Genomic DNA, 1,848 nt, shown 5'->3' with positions numbered 1-1,848 from the left:
TCCTTGCCGAAAACCACATTGTATATTGGTTAAAATATAATTGGATTCTAAAAACCAAACTAAGCGGTCATTTATCATGCGTTCCAAGGTTTTGCATAGACAACTGGTAAGAGAGATGGGCGGTAGTTTGCAGGATTGGTATGATCTTTTGAGGGTTTGGGGATGGGAATAACAGTGGCTTCTTTCCACGATGAAGGGAGAGAACCAGATGTCCAAATATAGTTGAAAATTTCCAACAGTAATTCTAATGACTGTGATGGCAGGTGTTTCAATAGTTCATAGTGAATACCATCAGGACCTGGTGCAGTGTTATGGGATTTGGATAGAGATATCTGAAGTTCTTGGAGACTAAATACTTTATTGTAATCTTCAAAGTTGGAAGATTTAAAGTTCAGTGGATGTTGTTCCTGCTTTGCTCTATGTGTAGAGAAAGCATTAGAACAATTACTGGGTGAAGAATTCTGTGAGAATTTTGCACCTAATACATTAGCAATATGATCAATATTGGTAATATTTGTATTGTTGTGGGATAAATGAGAGGGGGCAGTCTTGTTCCCACCTCCCTTACCAGTCATGCTGCGAATAGTACGCCAGACTAGACGGATTTAGGAGATGTTCGATGGTTCAAACGGGATACATAGTCTCGCCAAGAGTTTTTACGAGCCTGGCGAACAGTACGACGGGCCTTAGCCCTACTGATTTTAAAAGTATCGAGGTTATTTGAAGTAGGTTCATGCTTAAAGTGACGCAGGTCTCTCTTGCGCTTAGCAATGGCCTCTTTACAACCATCGTTGAACCATGGATTTCTCCTAGCAATGGATTTGCCAGAGGTTTTAGGTATACACTGGTCAGCAATATATGAAATAGTAGTAGTAAAATCATCGATAGCAGTATCGTTGATTGGAAGTGTGGTTAGTTTTTCTAAACACAAAGATTCAAAATGGGTCCAGTCCGCTTTGGACATCTTCCATTTTGGGGGGTTCTGCGTGGTGTCTGGTTGGGTGTTCCTCAAAATGATAGGGAAGTGATCACTACCATGAAGATCACCCTCTACAGACCATTCATAATCTAAAAACAATGAAGGTTCTGAAATAGACAGATCTATACATGAGAATGTACCGTGTCCAGAATGGAGAAATGTGGAAGACTTATCATTAAATAAACATAAATTATTGTTTGTGAGAAAAGTCTCAATCAAATCACCACGTGGATTATTGGAAGTAGAACCCCAAAGTCGGTTGGCACCGTTGAGGTCTCCAAGTAAAATATTTGGGGAAGGAAGTTGCGATAGAACAGTATCAAGATCAGAGAGCTGGATTATCTGCTTAGGTGGTAGGTAAATGGAGCAGATAGTGACAACTTTATGTAAAGTGACACGTATGGCCGTAGCAGCCAAGGGTGTATTAAGAGAAATTGGCGTATGATGTACACTATTATGGATAAGGATAGATGTGGATCTGTTATGATAAGCTGTATAATTCTTAAGTGTAGTAGTGGAATCGATTGGTAGAAATGTTTCTTGGAGACATATGACTTTAGGATTATACTTCTGAACTAAGAGACCTAATTCTTCGTAATTAGCCCTAAAACCTCTGCAATTCCATTGCATTATATTGTAATTAGCCATGATGTTGAGAAATAAAAATAGAATAAAAATTACTGATGGTATTTTATACATTATGGGTTTAAAATGGGGGTATGTCACAAACGGGTACTGGATTGGGCTGATGATATTTCCATATCATCAGTGTCTGACTCAGGGGTCAGAACACTGAAAGGATTGGGTGAAGGCCTGACAGATCCCGTAGGAAGTCTGTCAATGCTCACAGTCCATGTACAAAACAAGAC

The 1,848-nt window shown here is 39.3% G+C and carries 2 protein-coding genes; both read right to left on the bottom strand.

The genetic code is table 11. The features are described from left to right. Positions 1-74 precede the first annotated feature (74 nt). Positions 75-575 (bottom strand): hypothetical protein, encoded by a 501-nt coding sequence (locus tag BOW51_RS10415; protein ID WP_135568261.1) that lies wholly within the window; start codon positions 573-575, stop codon positions 75-77. A 20-nt stretch (positions 576-595) separates the two neighbouring features. Next, positions 596-1,609 carry an endonuclease/exonuclease/phosphatase family protein gene (locus BOW51_RS10410; protein ID WP_245828671.1) on the bottom strand — a complete coding sequence of 338 codons (1,014 nt, stop codon included), beginning with the start codon at positions 1,607-1,609 and terminating at the stop codon, positions 596-598. Positions 1,610-1,848 lie beyond the last annotated feature (239 nt).

Origin of the sequence: Solemya elarraichensis gill symbiont (genome assembly GCF_002021095.1) — a bacterium.
Lineage (GTDB): Bacteria > Pseudomonadota > Gammaproteobacteria > Chromatiales > Chromatiaceae.
This window is presented reverse-complemented; position numbering and strand designations above follow the sequence as displayed.